At 59.1% G+C, this 19,638-nt stretch carries 16 protein-coding genes; 9 read left to right on the forward strand and 7 right to left on the reverse strand.

The window, feature by feature from the left end; all coding sequences use genetic code 11:
* The first annotated feature begins 76 nt into the window (after positions 1-76).
* The 9 genes from BM344_RS14100 (at position 77) to BM344_RS14140 (ending at position 7,628) form a co-directional block, all read left to right on the forward strand.
* Positions 77-355: a DUF1244 domain-containing protein gene (locus tag BM344_RS14100; RefSeq protein WP_091991609.1), complete on the forward strand. Its 279-nt coding sequence runs from the start codon at positions 77-79 to the stop codon at positions 353-355.
* The gene (locus BM344_RS14105; protein ID WP_091991611.1) at positions 355-744 is read left to right on the forward strand and encodes a HopJ type III effector protein; all 390 of its coding nucleotides are present in this window, start codon (positions 355-357) and stop codon (positions 742-744) included. The genes BM344_RS14100 and BM344_RS14105 overlap by 1 nt, the downstream gene beginning before the upstream one ends.
* Positions 741-1,502 carry a septum site-determining protein MinC gene (gene minC, locus BM344_RS14110; RefSeq protein WP_091991613.1) on the forward strand — a complete coding sequence of 254 codons (762 nt, stop codon included), beginning with the start codon at positions 741-743 and terminating at the stop codon, positions 1,500-1,502. The genes BM344_RS14105 and minC overlap by 4 nt, the downstream gene beginning before the upstream one ends.
* A gap of 77 nt (positions 1,503-1,579) precedes the next feature.
* Complete coding sequence (gene minD, locus BM344_RS14115; protein WP_091991615.1) at positions 1,580-2,392, forward strand: septum site-determining protein MinD; 813 nt, start codon at positions 1,580-1,582, stop codon at positions 2,390-2,392.
* A 3-nt stretch (positions 2,393-2,395) separates the two neighbouring features.
* Positions 2,396-2,647, forward strand: coding sequence for a cell division topological specificity factor MinE (minE, locus tag BM344_RS14120; protein WP_091991617.1), 252 nt, complete (start codon positions 2,396-2,398; stop codon positions 2,645-2,647).
* A 169-nt stretch (positions 2,648-2,816) separates the two neighbouring features.
* The gene (locus BM344_RS14125; protein ID WP_091991619.1) at positions 2,817-3,581 is read left to right on the forward strand and encodes an START domain-containing protein; all 765 of its coding nucleotides are present in this window, start codon (positions 2,817-2,819) and stop codon (positions 3,579-3,581) included.
* A gap of 37 nt (positions 3,582-3,618) precedes the next feature.
* The gene (locus BM344_RS14130) at positions 3,619-4,110 is read left to right on the forward strand and encodes a CBS domain-containing protein (RefSeq protein ID WP_091991621.1); all 492 of its coding nucleotides are present in this window, start codon (positions 3,619-3,621) and stop codon (positions 4,108-4,110) included.
* 24 nt (positions 4,111-4,134) lie between these two features.
* The gene (locus BM344_RS14135; protein ID WP_208603440.1) at positions 4,135-5,520 is read left to right on the forward strand and encodes a PhoH family protein; all 1,386 of its coding nucleotides are present in this window, start codon (positions 4,135-4,137) and stop codon (positions 5,518-5,520) included.
* Between the two features lie 158 nt (positions 5,521-5,678).
* Positions 5,679-7,628, forward strand: coding sequence for an alpha/beta hydrolase family protein (locus BM344_RS14140; RefSeq protein ID WP_091991625.1), 1,950 nt, complete (start codon positions 5,679-5,681; stop codon positions 7,626-7,628).
* Between the two features lie 53 nt (positions 7,629-7,681).
* Here the strand turns inward: BM344_RS14140 and BM344_RS14145 are convergent, their stop codons facing one another.
* The 7 genes from BM344_RS14145 to BM344_RS14175 all read right to left on the reverse strand — a co-directional run bounded on the left by BM344_RS14145 (position 7,682) and on the right by BM344_RS14175 (position 19,590).
* Positions 7,682-9,034: a sigma-54-dependent transcriptional regulator gene (locus BM344_RS14145; protein ID WP_091991627.1), complete on the reverse strand. Its 1,353-nt coding sequence runs from the start codon at positions 9,032-9,034 to the stop codon at positions 7,682-7,684.
* On the reverse strand, positions 9,031-10,845 hold the full coding sequence (locus BM344_RS14150; protein ID WP_091991629.1) for a sensor histidine kinase: 1,815 nt from the start codon (positions 10,843-10,845) through the stop codon (positions 9,031-9,033). Before BM344_RS14150 ends, BM344_RS14145 begins: the two co-directional genes overlap by 4 nt.
* Positions 10,846-10,954: 109 nt before the next feature.
* Positions 10,955-13,144 (reverse strand): TRAP transporter permease, encoded by a 2,190-nt coding sequence (locus tag BM344_RS14155; RefSeq protein WP_091991631.1) that lies wholly within the window; start codon positions 13,142-13,144, stop codon positions 10,955-10,957.
* An 89-nt stretch (positions 13,145-13,233) separates the two neighbouring features.
* The gene (locus BM344_RS14160) at positions 13,234-14,208 is read right to left on the reverse strand and encodes a TAXI family TRAP transporter solute-binding subunit (protein WP_091991633.1); all 975 of its coding nucleotides are present in this window, start codon (positions 14,206-14,208) and stop codon (positions 13,234-13,236) included.
* A 347-nt stretch (positions 14,209-14,555) separates the two neighbouring features.
* Positions 14,556-15,542, reverse strand: coding sequence for a DctP family TRAP transporter solute-binding subunit (locus BM344_RS14165; protein WP_091991635.1), 987 nt, complete (start codon positions 15,540-15,542; stop codon positions 14,556-14,558).
* 506 nt (positions 15,543-16,048) lie between these two features.
* Complete coding sequence (locus BM344_RS14170) at positions 16,049-17,437, reverse strand: sigma-54-dependent transcriptional regulator (RefSeq protein ID WP_091991637.1); 1,389 nt, start codon at positions 17,435-17,437, stop codon at positions 16,049-16,051.
* Positions 17,434-19,590 (reverse strand): sensor histidine kinase, encoded by a 2,157-nt coding sequence (locus BM344_RS14175; RefSeq protein WP_091991639.1) that lies wholly within the window; start codon positions 19,588-19,590, stop codon positions 17,434-17,436. The genes BM344_RS14170 and BM344_RS14175 overlap by 4 nt, the downstream gene beginning before the upstream one ends.
* Between the last annotated feature and the right edge of the window lie 48 nt (positions 19,591-19,638).

Genomic DNA, 19,638 nt, shown 5'->3' on the forward strand with positions numbered 1-19,638 from the left:
AGCCTTGTATCTTAGGCTAACATGCAGAGAATGTCAGGAACCTTCATCCAGCAGTTCATGAATGAGTGAGAGCCCCATGAGTAACCCGATTCCCGAATCCGAACGCACAGAAATCGAAGCTGCCGCCTTCCGTCGGCTGGTCAAGCACCTGAGAGACAACACCGAGGTCCAGAACATCGACCTGATGAACCTGGCCGGGTTCTGCCGCAACTGCCTGTCCAAATGGTATCGGGCCGAAGCCGACGAGCGCGGCTTCGAGATTTCCGATCCGCAGGCCCGGGAAGAAATCTACGGAATGCCCTACGACGAGTGGAAGGCCAAGTACCAGACCGGCCCCAAGCAGGACCATAAATAATGAGCATCAAGGATGCCGTGAGAATACACCTGGCATCTCTGGACGCCGGCCACGCCAATTTCGCCGACTCCCTGGCCCTGATCGAGCAGCACTTCGAGTACCAGCCATGCCGCTTTCATAACGGCCCCCTGGTCAATGCCGAAGGCGAGAACGCCGGCTCCTGCCGCATCTTTGGCCTGGGCCAGTACTGCAACCTGTCCGAAGTGGATACCCTCAAGCTGTTTGCCGAACATTATCAGCAGGTTCTGGACGACCCGGTGGGCGACAGCCATGGCAACATCCGGCAATTCATCAGCACCGGCTGGTCCGGCATCCGATTTGACGGGATGCCCCTGCGGCCACGCCCGAACCCAACCGACAACATGACCAGGGAAGAGACTCCTTCATGAGCGATGCCGCCACGTCCGGGGTAAAACAGGGCTTTCAACTGAAAAGCGCCAGCGTCTCGATGACCGCACTGGAGCTTTACTATTTCGACGACGCCGAATTCGAGGGTGCCCTGCGGGACAAGATCAGCCAGGCGCCCGGGTTCTTCAAGGACATTCCCCTGATCATCAGTCTCGAGAAATACGAGGGCCTGGACAGTGAACTGGATTTCTTCAAGATCATCGGCACCTGCCGGCGCAACCACATCCACGTGATTGGCGTTCGCGGCGGCACCGACGATCAGCGGCGCCTGGCCCGCGGTGCCGCCCTCGCCCTGCTGCCGGGCAGCGGGCAGCGCGACCGGGCCCACGAGACTGACCAAAGCGCCGAACCGTCATCGGAGCCGGTCGAGACGCGTGCCGCCCAAGCCGGCGCAGGCGATCCACCGCCGGCGCGCATCGTGACGCAACCAGTGCGGTCCGGCCAGCAGGTGCACGCTCCGGAAGGTGACCTGGTGATCCTGGCCCCGGTTCAGGCCGGGGCGGAAGTGCTGGCCGCCGGCAACATCCACGTCTACGGGCCACTACGAGGCCGGGCACTGGCGGGCATCCACGGCGCCGAGTCGGCGCGAATTTTCTGCCAGTCTCTCGAGGCAGAGCTTGTGTCCATTGCGGGACACTATAAAATCTCCGAGGATCTTCAGGACAATGGCTGGAAAAGCGCTGTGCATATCCAGCTCAGGGACGACCTGCTGGTGGTAACGCCACTGGACAAGGCCTGATGTTGGAACGCAACACAATAATTTGACCGGACAATTCGGCAAACACGACGAAACCACCGAGAAACAGGAACAGAACCTTGGCTAGAATCATTGTCGTTACCTCAGGAAAGGGCGGCGTTGGCAAGACCACCACCAGCGCCTCAATCAGTACCGGCCTTGCCAAGCGGGGCCACAAAACCGTCGTGATCGATTTCGACGTGGGCCTGCGCAACCTCGACCTGATCATGAACTGCGAGCGCCGCGTGGTTTACGATTTTGTCAACGTGATCCAGGGCGAGGCCTCCCTGAACCAGGCCCTGATCCGCGACAAGCGCGTGGACACCCTTTACATCCTTCCGGCCTCCCAGACCCGTGAAAAAGAGGCGCTCACCAAAGACGGGGTGGAGAAGGTCATCAACGAACTGTCCGAGAGCTTCGATTACATCGTCTGTGACTCACCGGCAGGCATCGAACACGGCGCCCTGATGGCGCTCTACTACGCCGACGAAGCCATCGTGGTCACCAACCCCGAGGTGTCTTCGGTCCGGGATTCCGACCGGATTCTGGGCATTCTGCAGAGCAAGTCGCGCCGTGCCGAAATGGGTCAGGACCCGGTGAAGGAGCACCTGCTGCTGACCCGATACAACCCGGCCCGGGTTGAGAAGGGCGAGATGCTCTCCGTGGCCGACGTCGAGGAAATTCTGGCCATCCCCCTACTGGGCGTGATTCCGGAAAGCCAGATTGTTCTGAACGCGTCCAACCAGGGCCTGCCCGTCATCCTCGAAGAAGACAGCGATGCCGGTCAGGCCTACGACGACGCGGTCGCACGGCTTCTGGGAGAGGAGCGCGAACACCGCTTCATGACGGCTCAGAAGAAAGGTTTCTTCTCACGGATGTTCAAGGGGGGCTAAGGGATGAGTTTCCTCGATTACTTCAAGGGCAAAAAGAAGAACACCGCCAGCGTCGCCAAGGAACGTCTGCAGATCATTGTTGCCCACGAGCGTGGCCAGCGTGAGCAACCGGACTACCTGCCCCAGCTTCAGCAGGAACTGCTGCAGGTTATTCGCAAGTACGTGCAGATCAGCGACGACATGGTGCAGGTGGAAGTGGACCGGAACGAGAGCTGCTCGGTTCTGGAACTGAACGTCACCCTCCCGGAACGGTAACAGCACACGCCGCCTGCCCCATTCGGGGCAGGCCCGCCCGGCAGATCAGGCCAAATCTCCTCACCCGGCGCACAGGCCGCTACCTGGTTCACAATCCCTCGCATCCACCACCGAATCGGCGCGAGGCTCATGCTAGACTCGGGCCTCCATTTCCAGGGAAGAGTCATTCATGAGCAAGCACTGTGGCGGGAGCACCAGGGACTGGTTGGCCATCGGGCGTGCGCTCGCCTGCGCTCTGGTGGTTGCATTACCGACCACCCAGGCCCGCGCCGAGTTACCAACCGAAGACAACGAGAACTGGACCCTTCGAAAGGAAGCCGGTGACATCCGGGTGTATACCATCGACCAGCCAGATTCCAGCTTCAAGGCGTTCAAGGCCATTGGCGTTCTCGATGCTCCGATCGAGAATCTGATGGCCGTCATGATCAACCCGGGCTCCTGCGTGGAATGGGTGCACAACTGCACCGAATCCTACGCCTTCGGCGCTGGCGACTTCCATGACCGCTTTGCCTATTCAGTCAATGACATGCCCTGGCCAGTGACCGATCGCGATTACGTGCTGCGTATCCAGACCCGGGGCAACAAGGCTTCCGGCGAGGTGATCATGGACCTGAATGCCATGCCGGACCAACGCGCAGAAAGCGCGAGCCGCGTTCGAGTGGATCGCTCCGACACATTTTACCGTTTTACGCCCCAGGGCGAGCAGACTCGCATGGTCTGGGTCCAGCATACCGACCCCAACGGCGCCCTGCCCGGCTGGCTGGTGAACTCGCTCCTGGTGGACATCCCGGTGCGCTCCATGGAGGCCCTGGAGCGGGTGGCCAACCTGGAGAAATACCGCGGCTTCCGGCTTGAGTTTGACGACTCGGGTGCGCTGATTGGCGTCGTCCGCAATGCGCCCGGAAGGGATGACGCAACCGAAAACACACGCTAAGCTTTGGCAAAGGACTTCATAAGGCAGGCCCCGTTCAATGACTGTTCTCGCTTACGAGATCATGACCCCCAGCATCAAAGCCGTACCTCAATCCTGGACCATGGACCGGCTGGCCCGCTTCCTGACCGACAACGAAATCACCGGTAGCCCGGTCACCGATGACGAAGGCGAGATTGTCGGCATTGCAACCCTCAAGGACATCACCGAATTTCGCTGGAACGCCGCCCAGTCCGGCGCCGAACGCCATCTGACGCCAGAGGAACGCCAGGAAGCAAGGCGACTTCGCATGGTGATCTTCGAAGAGATGGGCAAGGTACCGGTGGAAGTGCGCGACATCATGACTCCAATCGTTTTATCTGTTGACGAGAAGACCCCGGTGCGCGACATTGCCAATATCATGATGCGCGAGCACCTGCACCGGATCTTTGTGACAAGCGACTCGAAAATTACCGGTATCATAACGACTTACGACATGCTGAAAGTGATCTCGGATGAGAAGCTCACGCAACGCTGTGCCGATAACGACTGAGCCACCAGAGAGGTAGCGCACCCTATGCCCAGAGCATCGCAAGCTCGCCGAAAGATGTACGTCCTCGACACCAATGTCCTGATCCACGACCCGAACGCCCTCCTCAACTTTGAAGAACACGATGTCATCATCCCGATGACGGTCCTCGAAGAACTCGACAGTCTCAAATCCGGTAAGCAGGCCGTGGCCGCCGACTGTCGCCAGGCCATCCGCAACATTGACAAGCTGCTGGGCGATGCCAGCCCCAAAGTGATCGAGAAAGGCGTTCCCATCGTGCGGGGCCAGAAAGCGGAACCGCTGGGCACCCTGTCGATCCTGATGAGCACCGGTGACAGCGGCAACCACTCCCTGCCCGAGCACCTGAACGACAACAAGATCATCAACACGCTGGCCGCGTTGCAGAACCGCCACAAATCCCGGGACATCATCCTGGTGTCCAAGGACATCAACATGCGCCTCAAGGCGCGCGGCTTTGGAGTGGAAGCCCAGGACTACCATAACGACCAATTGCTAGACGACATTGACCTTCTGCCCAAGGGCTATCGCGAGTTCCCCAACTCGTTCTGGGACACTATCGAGAAAGTCGAAACTGTTCAGCGCGAAGGCTCAACAGAGCATATCCTGAAGCGGGAGGGCGATCTTGCCCGACTGAACATCAACGAGTTTGTCGTGGACGAGATGGGCTTTGTCGGCAAGGTGGTCGATCTGAGCGACACCCAGCTGGTGATCAAGGACCTGCACCAGCACGACCTGATGAACGAAGAAGTCTGGGGATTGGTGCCCAGGGACATCTACCAGGCCATGGCGCTCAACCTGCTGCTGGATCCGGACATTCACCTGGTCAACCTGACCGGCTCGGCGGGCTCCGGCAAGACCATCCTGGCGTTGGCCGCATGCATTGAAATGACCGTTGCCAGCAAGCTCTACAAACGCATCATCGCCACCCGCTCTACCCAGGGACTGGATGAGGACATCGGCTTTCTGCCGGGCACCGAGGCCGAGAAGATGGAGCCCTGGCTGGGCGCCATCGTCGACAACCTGGAAGCCCTCCACGAGGACGACGAGAACATGACCGCCAGCGTCGACTACATCCTCAGCAAGGTACCGCTGCACTTCAAGTCCATGAACTACATTCGCGGCCGCAGCTTCCAGCACAGCCTGATCATCATCGACGAATCCCAGAACCTGACACCGCACCAGATCAAGACCATCATCACCCGCGCCGGCAACGGCTCCAAGGTCATCTGCCTGGGCAACCTGGCGCAGATCGATACCCCGTATCTGAGCGCCCTGAGTTCGGGGCTCACCTACATGACCGAACGCTTCAAGAGCTTCCGCCACGGCGGTCACATCCACCTGCAGGGGGTTCCCCGCTCGGCGCTGGCGGAATTCGCCGAAGCCAATCTCTGATCCTTCACCGGCGGGGTGGCGGAGCCGCACCTTGGCTTTTCCGCCATCTGCAGCCGGCAACCGGGCCATCGCCCTGCTTGCAGCCTCGCCTTATTGTGACGCACGTAACAAAACTCAACGTGTCTTAACAAAAACCGACAAACAATAAGGCAAACACAATGAAGTATGTGACCCGATTGGCGCTGGTGTGCGCTGGCTTTACCCTGTTGTCCGCCTGTGGCGGCGGTGGTGACGAGACGGCTCCGGCGACCCAAGACACCGTTCGGGCCGATGCCTCACGGGCTCCCCACTCCTCTTCCCGGCAACCCGCCCGCACCATCAGCCGGCCGGTACCCGAAAACAGCAGCGAAATGGCACATGCCTCCTGTAACAGCGGCGAGAACCTGAGCGGCGGGCGAAGCTACCGGGTCCAGATGCCCTCCCGGGTGGATGGCGCCGCCATCGTGTTTCAGGTGTTCGAGCCCGCCCTGTTCGATTGCGACACCCGACACCCTCTGATTCTCCAGGGCCACGGCTTCAGCGGATCCCGCACCACAGAAGCGGGCGACGATCTGCTTTCTCCCATCCGGCCGTTGGTCGAGGCCGGCTACACGGTGATCAGCATCGATCAGCGAGGGCACGGGGAAAGCGGCGGCACCATTCGCGTGATGGACCCCGATTTTGAAGGTGAGGACCTCGTTCAGATCCTTGACTGGGCCGAAACCCGCCTCGACTACTTGAAATACGAGGACGACAACCTTCTGCTTGGCGCCGTGGGCGGCAGCTATGGCGGTGGGTTCCAGTACCTTCTGTACAACGTGGACCCGGATCGTCGGATGGACGCGATGGTGCCCCAGATCACCTGGCACGATCTCACCTACAGTCTCAACCCGGGCGATGTCACCAAGAACTACTGGCTGGCCTTCCTCTCGCTGGCCGGCGATGCCGGCTCCGGCGGCTCAATGGATCCCTACCTGCGCAGCACGCTGATTGACGGCATCGTGAATAACCGTGTGGCGGAGCCGGCCCTCGACTTTTTCCACTACCACAGCCCCAGCTACTTCGCGGACAACGAACGCCAGCTGGAACTGTTCGACAGCGGCAACACCCAGGAATACCTGCTGGACCCGATCACCGGCCAGATTCCTATCACCGGTGACGGTCGGTACATCCTCAAGACACCCCAGCGCGAGCCTTATCCGGTGGATGTGCTGATGTTCCAGGGCATGCGGGACAGCCTGTTCCCGTTCAACGACGCCTATGAAAACTACCGGATCATGAAGCGGGGCGGCGGCGACGTGCGCTTGCTCACCTACCCCTTTGGCCACCACTACCTGGCGCCCAATGCCGGCCTGATCCAGGAAACCTTGGCCAATCTCACCTTCTACGCGGGTGAACTGCCCACCCTGGCGACCGGTGATCTGAACAGCCTTGGCAACTGCGGTGATATCGAAGTTACACGGGCCACGGTGGCCTGGTTCAACGAGAAGCTGCTTGGCAAGGGAGACGTGGATAACGTCATCACCACCGGTGATCAGATCTGCTATACCCTGACCCCCGGCGATGCGGTAGCCGCGCCAGAGGTGACGGTCGGGGGTGCCCGTTTCGCGGTAGCCAACAATGTCCTCGGAGCCGAACTGCCGGTCACCGCAACCACCGGGGCAGGTGCCCTGTTACCGGCGATCGTGCCGCTGACCACACTGCCGGAAGAAGCCGTGATTGCGGGCATTCCGACACTGGATGTAACGGTGGGTTTTGGTGTTCCGGAACTGGACGCCCTGTGCCTGGACGAGTCAGATCCGGTTACCGCGACAGGCACCTGCGATGCCATCCTGTTTGTGGGGGTTGGGGTGATCAGAAGTGGTCTGTCTGTTCCCGAGCTTATCGACGAGCAGGTACAGCCTCTGCGAGGGCTTGGACGCCACTCGGTGGAGCTGACCGGCATTGCCGAGCGTCTGCAGGCGGGCGACCGTCTGGTACTGATGATCTACGGCCAGCACCCGACCTTCGCAGGCGCCTTCTCGCGGGACATCGTGACAGCGTCGGTTCAGGTCAGTGGTGAGGTGGCGCTTCCGATCCTGACGCCAGACGGGCAGCAGGCTCTGGCCCCGGAGTTGCTTGCAGACTGACCCGACCCACGGTCACCCGGGCTCACCTGAGCCGGGTGACCGGGCCCGCACCGTCAGTCCTTGAACTGGGCCTTGTCCAGGCCGTGTTTGCGCATCTTGTCGTAGAGCGTTTTACGAGCAATGCCCAGTTGCACCATGGTGTCTTTGATGCTGCCATGGCAGGCATTCAGGGCACTGATAATGGCCGAGCGCTCAAAGCCATCCATCATCTCGGAGAGCGTCTGGCGACCGGCCACATTGGCAGTACCGGACGGATCGTTCTCGTCGAGGGCGGCCGGCCCGAGCAACACGTAGCGTTCCGCCAGGTTCCGCAGTTCCCGCACGTTGCCGGGCCAGGAATGCTGCATAAGGCGGGCGGCCTGGCCCGCGTCCAGCGGAACGCTTTCCCGATCGTACCGGGCTGCCGCAATCAGCACGAAATGGTGAAACAGGAGGGGGATGTCCTCCTTGCGTTCGCGGAGCGGCGGAATGTCCACCTTGACCACGTTCAGCCGGTAGTAGAGGTCGGAGCGGAATTCGCCGTCGTCGCTGAGTTTTTTCAGGTCTGCCTTGGTGGCGGCAATAATGCGCACATCCACATCCTGAACCACATTGCTCCCCAGGCGCTCAACCTTCTGCTCCTCCAGCACCCTCAGCAGCTTCACCTGCAGGGGCATCGGCATGCTCTCCACTTCATCGAGGAACAGCGTGCCTTTGTGGGCGTGTTCAATCTTGCCAATCCGGCGTTTGTCGGCACCGGTGAAGGCGCCTGCCTCGTGGCCAAAAAGCTCGCTTTCGATCAGGTTTTCCGGCACAGCGCCGCAGTTGATGGCAACGAAGTTATGGGCACTGCGGGCGCTGTTCTCGTGGATATACCGGGCCAGGGCGTCCTTGCCCGAGCCGGTTTCGCCGTGCAGAAGAATGTTGGCGGAGATATCCAGGATCGGATCGATGGTGGCCATGACTTTCTGCATGGTGGGGGAATCCCCCAGAATCCGCGGGCCGGGCCGCGCCAAATGCCGCAACTGGGCCTTGAGGCGACGGTTCTCCAGGGCCAGATGGCGTTTCTCGAGGGCATGCCGCAACAGCTCTATGAGCTCATCGTGATCGAAGGGCTTCTCGATGAAATCGTAGGCGCCCTGTTGCATGGCGGTCACCGCCGTGCTGATGTCGCCCTGGCCAGTGAGGATGATCACTGGTATGGCTTCGTCCATGCGGCGAATACGCTCGAGCATCTCCAGGCCGTTCATCTCCGGCATGTTGTAGTCACACAGAACCACACCATCGTAGTCGGCAGTGATGTGACCCAGCGCCGTCGGCGCATCACCAAAACAGCCAACCGGCAGCTCTTCCAGCGTCAGGGTCTGGGCGATAGCCTGGCGAATGTGCGGGTCATCGTCCACGAAGATTACCAAGGGCTCTTTCATTCCGTGGCCTCCCGTTTCCTGAGGGTTAGTACAAATTCCGCGCCCGGGCCGTCGCGTCGATTCCGCCCGGTGAGGCTGCCGCCCAACGCGTCCACAATCTGGCGCGAGATAGAAAGCCCAAGACCGAGGCCCTGCTTCACCGACTTGGTGGTGAAGAACGGCTCGAAAATCTGTTCGGTATCGCCCTGCAAACCGGGGCCGTTGTCCCGCACCAGGCACCGCCAGAAATCGTCGGTTTCTTCAATATCAATCCGCACTTCGGGGCGTTCGCCGCTTTCCACGGCCTGAACGGCGTTGGCCATCAGGTTCACCATCACCTGCTCGATGCGGATAAGATCGCCATGGCACATCACCGGTTTGTCCGGCCGGTTCCAGCGTATGGCAATCTCCGAGCTGGATTTCTGGGCAACAATAATCTTCAGCGAGGCATCAATCGACTGACGCAGATCCACCACTGCCGGCGGTCCCTCGGACTTGCGCGCGAACACCTTGAACTGCCGCGTCAGCTCCGCCATCTTGTCGCACAGCGAGATAATTTCTGTCAGGTTAGCATCCACCATCTCGCTGGCGCCTTTTTCGAGGAATCGCCGGCTGTTTCTGGCGTAGGTCTGGATGGCCGTCAATGGCTGGTTCATTTCGTGGTTGAGGCCCGCCGACATCTGGCCCAGGACCGCCAGTTTGGCTGCCTGGATCAGCTCCTGCTGGGTTTCCCGCAATTCGTTCTGGGTGCGTTCCCGCTCGCGGATTTCCTCCACCAGCTTGCGGTTGGAGTTTTCCAGATCTGCGGTGCGCTCGGCCACACTGCGCTCCAGTTGCTCACCCCGCAAGGCCAGCTCGGCTTCGCGTCGATAACGCTCCCGCAGGTAGAGCCAGGTCAGCAGCCCACCGAAAAACAGCGCGGCGCCACCGATGGCAAACCCGAGCCGGGTCCAGACCACCGAATGGGTGCTGACCATGACCTGAAGCGTCCAGTCCATGCGTGGCAGCGGCGTGCGTACACTCAGGTACTCCCGAGGCTTGCCGTTTTCCCGGATCCGGATGGTGGCCGACTGGTCGGACAACCCGGCGGGCTTGCCCAGGGTTTCCAGGGCCATGGGCGCCAGGTCGCGGTCGGGGTAGCGCTGGCGCGAGTACTCATCCGGTACCCCACTGTCCAGCCCGGAGAAGTTCCGGTAAAGCCAGTTGGGTTTGCTGGCAAGGAAACTGATGCCGTTCTGGTCCAGAACGACCATTTCAGCCTCACGCAGGCCCGCAGGGCGGTCCCACTGGGATTCCAGCTCGTGGACCAGCACCTTCACCGCAACCACACCAAGCATACGGCCGTCCTCGTCCCGAACCGGGTGCGAGAAATACAGCCCCCGAACCCCCGACATCAGACCAAGCGCAAAATAGATCGCGGAATCGCCAGATTCCAGGGCCTCGAAGAAATAGGGGCGAAAACCGAAGTTGCGGCCGACAAAGCTGTCGGGCTGGAGGTAGTTGTTGGCGGCGATGGTCAGGCCATCTGTGTCCATCAGGTAGACATCGGAACTGCCAACAATGGTCGCCATGCGCTGCATCTGCTCGTTGGCAGCCAGTATGGCAGCCGGGCTGTCCGGAGCCTCCAGCGCCCGGGCGAGTACCGGATGCTCGGCCATCAGTTCGGGCACAGGCAGATACCGGTTGAGCTCATTGGCCACCAGCTGTCGGTAGCGGAAGGATTCCTCAAGGCTCTCCTGCTCGACCTGCCGGTAACCGACCCAGCCACCGAGCACCCAGCTGCCCACGAGGGTCACCAAAAAGAGGAGGAAAACGCCGATCCGGTAGGCCATAAAAGCCGGTTCCTACATGACTCTTGAAAGCCGCTAGAGTATAGCCGGCCGGACCACAGAACAACCGGGCCAACGCCCGGCTGCTCTGTTCATCGGAGACCGCTCCCGGTCACGCCGGGTTAGCAGTCGCCAGACGGGCCCTGCGTTGCTTCTGGATAATAAACACCACCAGTGCCAGGCCAACGCCGGTGAGGTCGGTCCAAAGACCGCCTTCGATCATCAACAGGGCTGCGGCGATGAGCATAATTCGGCTCGCCCAGGAGGCAGATACCTGCCCGAACCAGCCCAGTACGCCGCCCGACAACAGGTACACACCGAAGGTGGCGGTCACCAGCGCCCGTGCAATCTCGAACCAGCCTGCGTCCATCAACAGCGCGCTGTTATAGAAGAACATGAACGGTACGATGAACGCGGCAATGCCGATCCGGAACGAGGCCACCGAGGTAGCCATGGCGTTGGCTCCGGAAATTCCCGCCGCAGCGTAGGAGGCAAGGGCAACCGGCGGCGTGATGGCAGACACGACAGCAAAGTAGAACACAAAGAAGTGCGCTGTCAGCGGCTCAATCCCCAACTGCACGAGACCGGGCGCAACCACTGACGCGGCCACCGCATAGGCAGCCGTGGTGGGCATGCCCATGCCCAGCAGGATGGAAATGAACATCGCGAAAATAAGCGCCAGCAACTGACTGGCTTCCGCAACATCCAGCAGCAGTACCGAAAACCGCGCGCCAACACCGGTCAGCGAGATGACACCGACGATGATACCGGCGGCGGCACACACCACGATGATCTGGATGGACATGACCGACGCCAGGTCCAGAGCCCTGAGGATGGCGCGAATGCCCATCTTGTTGGGCGACAGCCAGCTCACAACGGCGGCTGATACGGTAGCCAGGGTGCCGGCCCGAATCACGGAGTAACCCTGGAACAACGCCACAATCAGGATAATGATCGGGATGAACAGATAGATCTGCTTGATCAGACGCCGCAGCTTGGGCAGTTCGTCCTCACGCATGCCTCGCATGCCAGTCTTGGCGGCTTCGAAATCCACCATGAAGTAAACCGACGCGAAATACAGGATCGCCGGAATCACCGCCGCGATGGCGATTTCGGTGTAGGGGATGCCGGTAATCTCGGCCATGATGAAGGCACCGGCACCCATGATCGGGGGCATGATCTGACCGCCCGTTGACGCGGCGGCTTCCACGGCGCCGGCGGAGGTCTTCTTGTAACCCACTTTCTTCATCAGCGGGATAGTCAGCGAGCCGGTGGATACCACGTTGCCGGCACTGGTGCCGTTGATCATGCCCATAAGACCGGAGGCAAAGATGGCCACCTTGGCGGGACCACCACGGGACCGGCCGGCGGCCGCGAAGGCAAAGTTCACGAAGTAGTCACCCACCTTGGACGCCTGCAGGAAGGCGGCAAAGATGATGAACAGGATGATGTAGGTGGACGACACCGCCGTGGTGGGTCCCAGGATACCGGCGTCGGTGTATACCTGACTGAAGAAACGTTTGACCGACAGGCCCGGGTAGCCGAGGAAACCTGGCAGGTAAGGCCCGACAAACACGTAGGCCACGAACACCAGGCCTATGATCACGAGCGCCATGCCAGCCACGCGGCGGGTCATTTCCAGTATCAGGGCGCTGCCGGCGACCGCGGCAAAGGAGATCCCCACTGGAGAGAACGGGGTGCCCGTCGACATGCGGATGTTGGTGTTGTAAACCACCAGCAGATAAGCGGCGACAGACAGGGAGCAGACCATCAGCACCAGGTCCGGCACACTGAAACGTGAACGTTCCCGCTGGTGGAACCAGCTCAGAATGATGCCGAGGGAGGTGGCGGCAAGCAGCGGCCAGCCGTAGTGCCAGGTCTCAAGCTCCGGCGCAATGCGCATGGCCCCGTTGTTAAGGGTCTGGTAGAAAGCGAACGCCTGGTACAGGGAATAGAACGCAGGCAACAGCGCCACGGCCGCCATCCAGGTGGTCCAGCGGTGGCGGGCACCGCCCTCTTCGGCGGTGGCAAACCGCGTGCCCGCGTACAGCATGAAGCCGAGCAGCAGTGCGCCAGCCACGTGAACAATCCGGAACGACCAGGTTTCCAGCGGGGTGATGTTCAGGGTGTACAGATGGAACGACGAGTAGGCGATCGTCAGAACTGTCACCAGTTTCAGTAGCCAGCCATCGAACAACCGTCGATTGGCCTCGACCGGCTCCTCATCGACGTTGTGGGCCAGAATGTGGTCTTCGTCCTCGGTTACCCGGGGCGAATGTTGGAGTTCGCGTTCAGTGGACATGGTTCAAGCCTGCTAGCGGGGCAACGAAATGGAATCTGGGCTAGAAAATCAGGAGGCTGCCGAAGCAGCCCCCTCAGAAGCTACGGGTGTTACTTGATCCGGTCTGCCGGAATCTCGTAGCCGTTTTCATTGAACCAACGCGCTGCGCCCGGGTGCCAGGGCAGAACATTGTTCTTGGTGTAGTTCTCAGGAACGCTGGTACGCGCCGCCTTGTGGATAGACACCATCTTGTCGTTGTTTTCCATGGTGGTCTTCACCATCTCATAGACCAGGCTTTCAGAGACGTCGCAGTTGGCGATCGCGAAGTTCCACATGGACACCACGGTGGAGGGCTCATCCAGTGACTGATAAGTGCTGGCCGGGATAGTGAATTCGGCCACCGGGAAGGCCTCGGTGATCTTCTTCAGCTCTTCCTCGGTCATGCCGATGATGTTCACGTCGGTCTGAACTTCCAGCTGGCTTACGGCAGGGATGGGAATACCGGCGGCAAAGGCCACCACGTCAATCAGGCCATCCTGAAGCTGGGTACCCAGGTCGGCCCAACTGCCATTACGACGCTCGAAGTTCACACCCAGGGTTTCCATCATCTTCGGGAAATAGGTGTCAGAGGTGGAACCGGCCGGGCCGAAACCAATCTTGGCACCATCGGGAATGTCGGCGATGGACGTGATGCCGGAGCTGGACAGGGTGGTTACCGAGAACGGAGTCTGGTACATGGGGAACATGGCACAGACGTTGTCCATGGCCATGCCCGGAGCCAGCGGGCTGTTGCCTTCCAGTGATTCCCGGGCCGGGCCCATGGTGGTCAGGCCAAAGTTGAGGTCACCGGTGTGCACCAGCGCCATGTTCTGCATCGGGCCGCCAGTGATCTCGGCGCCACCGGAAATACCCAGAGTCTCGGCCATGTAGTTGGCCCAGCCAGAACCGTAGGCAAAGTAGGTTCCGCCCTGACTGGCGGTGCCGATGGTGAAGCTCTGGGGCCAGTCGGACTTGTCCTGGGCGGCTACGGGGCCGGCGATGATGGTAGTGGCAACGGCGGCTGCCAGAACGGCTTTGATCTTCATAGAGGATGCTCCCTGATATCGTTTTGTTAGTTGGGTGCTCAACGAAGCGAAAAGGCTTCGATTCTCCGGGTACAGCAAGGACCAGACCAAATCCCGAAAATTCTTATAAAACAGGCACCTACGATACGAGAGACCGTCGGCACATGTCTACGATGGGTAGGATCCCACCCATCACTGGGCACCAATGGGTGGGAAGCGAAACACACTTTGTGTAATCACGGAGGCGCCAATAAAACATAGGGCCCGTTTCCATACCCCGTCAAATAAAAAGACCGGCAGAAAAACTGCCGGCAGAAGGGCCCTTTGCAGGCCTGGAGAAATCCCGACGCAACGCAGGGATTGGATCGCTAGCCACCCGAATGTTTGCGGGCGGCATCAACAATTGATTTACCGATGGCAGACTCGTACTTCTGCCAGATGGGCACCATTACCTGGCGCCAGGTCGCAAGTTGCTCTTTGGTGGGCTCCAGCAGTTCAATTCCACGCATTGTTCTGAGTTCTTCCTTGTCATTGATGCTTTTGGCAGTTGCCACGGCATTGCCGTATTGAAGAGCCACATCAAGTGCATAGGACAAAAGACGCCTTTCCTCCTGTTTCAACCCAGTCCAGAAGGACTGACTGGTGATCAACATGTAACCGAGTACACCGTGGTTCGAGGCCATCATGTGAGGCTGATAGCGATAGAATTCACTTGAATAGATGTTTGACCAGGTATTCTCTTGGCCATCCACCTGGCCCGCCCTGATTGCATCGAACGTCTGCGGCCAGGGAATAGGAACAGGTTCCGCCCCCAGCGCCAGAAACTGGTCTTTAAGTACATCGGTATCAATTATCCGGAAACGCCGCCCCTGCAAATCTCCGGGCTCCGAGAAATGAGTGGTCGCTGTCAGTTGCTTCAGTCCATTCTGCAGGTATCCCAGGCCCAGAATGTTGTCATCACTCATGCTGGTAAGAAGCAGTCTGCCCATGAATCCTTCCTGGAAGCTGGTAACAGACTCCATATCGGGGAACATGAAGGGCAGATCAAAAACCTTGAGTTTCGACGTGTAGTTGGTGAATTTGGACAGCGCCGGTGCGGCGAAGTGAATTCGTCCCTCCGCAATGGCATCGACAGCCTCAACGTCCGACATGAGGCTGGCCTTCTCATAAATAACCACCTCGAACCGGCCGGGAAGTTTTTCTTCCACTATATCCTTGAACATGACTGCCATTTTGCCCTTGGGCGTATTGGGACCGACAACATGAGAAAAGATCAATTTCGTGGGTTCGGCGAAAGTTGAATTGCTCGCAAATCCCGCCAGCAAGCCAAGTGTCAGTGCCCTTATAATTTTCATTTCATCACTCCTGGCTTAGTGCTTTTTGTGGTTTCTTTGTCATGCTCAGAGCCAACACCAGCTCCTTATCACATTACATGCCAATATTTATGCCATTGAAAAAACGAAACTTTTTAGAAGAAAACTGATTTATTAAGCGGGAATCTGCCGGCAATGCGGGCTACCGATGAGCGATATTCAGCGCGTCGCGATCAATGGCGATGTAACAAGTCACCACCAATCCTCAGACAAAAAAAGGCCGACGAAACATCGCCGGCCAAAGGGTCCACCGGGCGCCCTGAAAAGAACACCCAACACAACAACGACTTCAGACTTGGACAGGAAAGCCTGAGGCCAACCCGCGAGAGGTAGCCTCACTCAACGGGTTCGCCAGACTTCTAAGAGCAGGAGTCGTGCCAACCTCGAATGCGCACAACTTCTTGTTTTCCGGTACTTCAGAGAACAGTTGGGCAGAATTCCGCCAGCTTTTAACCGTTTGGTCAGCGGTACCTCGCTGATCCGATCTATCAGGCTTCTCCGCCTCCATCGAATCCCACAAACGCCTCTCGCTTGAGACCGTGCTTCTGCATCTTCTCGTTCAGTGTTCTACGGGGTAACCCAAGCACCCTCATAACCTCTTTGATGTTGCCTTTGTGGTGGCTCAGCTCCGCGGTAATCAACGCCTTCTCCACCTGGTCGAGGCGTTCACTCAGAGATCGCTCCCCAGACAGCATGGACGACTGATTGCCAAGGCCAAGCTGCATCAGATCGGCAACCGAGATGCCGCTGATGCTTCTCGAAAGCAGATAACGCTCTGCAGTGTGCTTGAGCTCTCGAACATTGCCCGGCCAATCGTGCAGTTCCAGCGCCAGGAGGTCTTCGTAACTCAGTTGCGGAACGTCCAGGCCATTGCTTTTCCCGGCCTCGCGCAAAAAATGACTGAACAGCACCGGCACATCGTCAATCCGTTCTCTTAATGGGGGAAGATGAATGTCAGCTACCATAAGCCGGTAATAGAGGTCCTCCCGGAATCGGCCCTGATTGGCCGCTTCACGCAGATCTTCCTTGGTCGCGGAAATAATTCGCACGTTGATTGAAACCGGCGTATTTGACCCGACTCGCACCACTTCCCGCTCCTGCAATACCCGCAAAAGTTTGATCTGGAAGGACATCGGCATGCTTTCAATCTCATCGAGAAAGAGCGTTCCCTGATGGGCAGCCTCGAAAAGACCGATCCGACGCTTCTGCGCCCCCGTAAAGGCGCCGGCCTCGTGGCCGAACAATTCACTTTCGAGGAGGCTCTCTGGTATGGCGCCGACATTGATGGGCACGAACGGCTGCTCCCGCCGGATGCTAAGGGCATGAAGACTCCGGGCAACCAGTTCCTTTCCCGTACCTGTCTCCCCCGCTATGACGACATCGGCATTCACGCGGGCGAGCGCCTGAACATGCTGTCTGAGTGTTCGCGTCGGCTGGGATTCACCAATAATCACTGACGCCAGCCAGTCACACTCTTCCGACGATGAGTGGCTTGGCTGAGTGGCAAGCGTTACCCGACGTTGCTGACAGGCTCGCTTGATCACATCAATCAGCCGTTCCTGTTTGTAGGGCTTCTCAATGAAATCGTAGGCGCCCAGTTTCATGGCTTCGACGGCCTGGGCAATGCCACCGTGGCCGGTGATCAGAATCACGGGTATCCCTGGATCGACAGCCTGCAATAGGCTCATTCCATCCATTCCAGGCATTTTAATATCGCTGACGACCACTCCGGGAAAGTTCAGATCCAACAAAGGCAACGCATCGCGAGCATTGCTGAACGTTGCGACTTCAATACCAGCGAGCATCAGCCACTGCTCAAGAGATTCCAGTACCGTCGGTTCATCATCGATAACAACCGCATGCATGACGTCATTCATAACCCGGCCTCTGTTGTGATTGTGTTGGCCATCGGCAGATTCAGCGTAAAGCAGGTGCCTTCGCCCGTCTGGCTGCTGGCAGTCAATTCAGCACCAATATCGCAGGCGAGACTGTAGCTGATGGCCAGCCCCAGCCCCAGCCCCTCGCCCATGGGCTTTGTGGTGAAAAACGGTTCAAAAATCTGGCCCAGTTGATCGTCGGTCATGCCGTGGCCATTGTCCTCAATCGTCATGACCACACGATCAGGATTCTCGACGCAACGTCGGACCTGCACGGTTATTCGGGCGTCAGGCCCACCGGCCACCGCATCAATGGCATTCGACAGCAAGTTCACGACGATCTGCTCAAGCACCATGGCATTGGCGCGAACTTCGTAGTTTCCCGAGATGTTCAGATCGCAAACCACCGATTCCTTCTCCAACCTCGGCGCCAACAACTCCAGGGCGTACTCGATGGGCGCTTTCAACAACACAAAACTGCTGCCGGAATTGCGTTTGCCCGAAAAGATCCGAAGCTGGCGGGACAGCTTGGAAAGGCGCTGGACCAACGATTCAATCTTGATCAGATTGGCAGACACAAGTTCAGGCTTGTCCCGTTCGATGAGCACCTGGCTGCTGGCGACGAAATTGGACAACGCCGTGATGGGCTGATTTATTTCATGGGCGATAGCGGCCGACATCCTTCCCAATGCCGCCAGCTTCTGGTTCTGTGCAAGTGCAGCCTGGGCCTCCTCAAGATCACGGGTCCGCTCCCTTACCCGATGCTCCAGAGCCCGGTTGATCTTCTCCAGCGCCTCCTGCGCAGCGGTCAGCTCGGTCACGTCCTGCACCGTGAGAATGTACTCGTCGGTTTTGCCAACCCGAATGGGGTTGAGCGTGTAGATCACCGGGAATCGGGTACCGTCCAAACGGATGCCCTCAGCCTTGCATGGGCCCACACCTATGGCCGAGTGATTCCAGGGCTCAATCAGATCTGCCGGATCACAGTCGGCGTCTGAGACATCGAGCTTGAACAGTGAGCGAGCCTGTTCGTTAAGGAATATCGGCCGGAAGCTTTCATCCAGGTTAATCAGGCCCACATCGGTATTCTGGATAATCGCCCGCTGATGTGACTCCCGCTCTGCAGTGAGAAGAGCCAGGGCATCCTGAGCCTGGGTCCTGCGGCGCCGCTCTCGATAAAACAGGCTGGCTGCGGCAAACGCGGCGTATAGCAACACCACCATGGCCTGCTTGACGCCGGCCTTTGTCCTGATTTCTTTGAGGGGAACTCTCAGATGCATCGTCCAGGGGTAGCTGGCGATCGCCGATCCAAAAACCACCTGAGGCCCCATTTCGTCCAGCTCAAAGGTCGACCAGCCATCGGATTGCCACTGCGAAACACGCGTGAGGAGCGTGACCGGATCCTGCCCGTACTGGCGGGTATCACTCAGCTCGGATCTCAAGGCTTCCGAGATCGGGCGCAACGAAAAGTAATGCCAACGGGAATCCGAAGCCAGAAACACGATGCCGTTTTCATCGGTCACCCAAACGGAATCCCCCGAGGCCGCCCAGCTTTGCTCCAGCTTGCCCAGATCGATCTTGATCACGATGACTCCGAGGGTCGCACCGGCCTCTGATTGGACGGGCGCAGAAAGAAAGAGCCCTGGCACCCCGGACGTGGCACCGACCGCAAAATAGAAACCGGGCTTGCCGGCCATTGCGTCCCGAAAATAGGGTCGGAAGCCGTAGTTTTTTCCGACAAAACTTGTCTGGGAGTCGTAGTTGCTGGAGAAATGAGTCACACCTCTGGCATCCATCAGGAAAATCTCGTCTGACTCGGCCTTCTGGTTCAAATCCTGCAACAGATCCGAGCCGGCACTGCGGCCGCCCTGGGGAGGTCGTTGCAGGCCATCGAGGGCTTCGACGATTCGGGGGTCGGAGGCAAGCACGCCGGGTAAATAAAGATGCCGGTCAATGGTGGCAAGAAGGGAAGTTTTATAGGCACCCAGGCGTTGCACCGAATCGGTCCGTGCCTGTTGCAGCTCGTGTCGCATCAGGGCCGGCTGGGTAACCACCAGTGCCAGGCAGACTGCAAGCAGACCCAGCAGCAGCCAGAATGGCAGCCGATTGAGTGCCGCTTTACTCCGGCGCAGGGATAAACGTCTGAAATACATAGGTCGTTCTTCTTGTCATTATGATGTGCGCACCGATATCCGCCGCCC

Origin of the sequence: Marinobacter gudaonensis (genome assembly GCF_900115175.1) — a bacterium.
Classification (GTDB): domain Bacteria; phylum Pseudomonadota; class Gammaproteobacteria; order Pseudomonadales; family Oleiphilaceae; genus Marinobacter; species Marinobacter gudaonensis.

What these genes read in the sequence shown, in the direction of transcription:
- BM344_RS14100 (WP_091991609.1), top strand. Translation starts at nt 77, where the DNA reads ATGAGTAACCCGATTCCCGAATCCGAACGCACAGAAATCGAAGCTGCC.
- BM344_RS14105 (WP_091991611.1), top strand. Translation starts at nt 355, where the DNA reads ATGAGCATCAAGGATGCCGTGAGAATACACCTGGCATCTCTGGACGCC.
- minC (WP_091991613.1), top strand. Translation starts at nt 741, where the DNA reads ATGAGCGATGCCGCCACGTCCGGGGTAAAACAGGGCTTTCAACTGAAA.
- minE (WP_091991617.1), top strand. Translation starts at nt 2,396, where the DNA reads ATGAGTTTCCTCGATTACTTCAAGGGCAAAAAGAAGAACACCGCCAGC.
- BM344_RS14125 (WP_091991619.1), top strand. Translation starts at nt 2,817, where the DNA reads ATGAGCAAGCACTGTGGCGGGAGCACCAGGGACTGGTTGGCCATCGGG.
- BM344_RS14130 (WP_091991621.1), top strand. Translation starts at nt 3,619, where the DNA reads ATGACTGTTCTCGCTTACGAGATCATGACCCCCAGCATCAAAGCCGTA.
- BM344_RS14135 (WP_208603440.1), top strand. Translation starts at nt 4,135, where the DNA reads ATGCCCAGAGCATCGCAAGCTCGCCGAAAGATGTACGTCCTCGACACC.
- BM344_RS14140 (WP_091991625.1), top strand. Translation starts at nt 5,679, where the DNA reads ATGAAGTATGTGACCCGATTGGCGCTGGTGTGCGCTGGCTTTACCCTG.
- BM344_RS14145 (WP_091991627.1), bottom strand. Translation starts at nt 9,034, where the DNA reads ATGAAAGAGCCCTTGGTAATCTTCGTGGACGATGACCCGCACATTCGC.
- BM344_RS14150 (WP_091991629.1), bottom strand. Translation starts at nt 10,845, where the DNA reads ATGGCCTACCGGATCGGCGTTTTCCTCCTCTTTTTGGTGACCCTCGTG.
- BM344_RS14155 (WP_091991631.1), bottom strand. Translation starts at nt 13,144, where the DNA reads ATGTCCACTGAACGCGAACTCCAACATTCGCCCCGGGTAACCGAGGAC.
- BM344_RS14160 (WP_091991633.1), bottom strand. Translation starts at nt 14,208, where the DNA reads ATGAAGATCAAAGCCGTTCTGGCAGCCGCCGTTGCCACTACCATCATC.
- BM344_RS14165 (WP_091991635.1), bottom strand. Translation starts at nt 15,542, where the DNA reads ATGAAAATTATAAGGGCACTGACACTTGGCTTGCTGGCGGGATTTGCG.
- BM344_RS14170 (WP_091991637.1), bottom strand. Translation starts at nt 17,437, where the DNA reads ATGAATGACGTCATGCATGCGGTTGTTATCGATGATGAACCGACGGTA.
- BM344_RS14175 (WP_091991639.1), bottom strand. Translation starts at nt 19,590, where the DNA reads ATGTATTTCAGACGTTTATCCCTGCGCCGGAGTAAAGCGGCACTCAAT.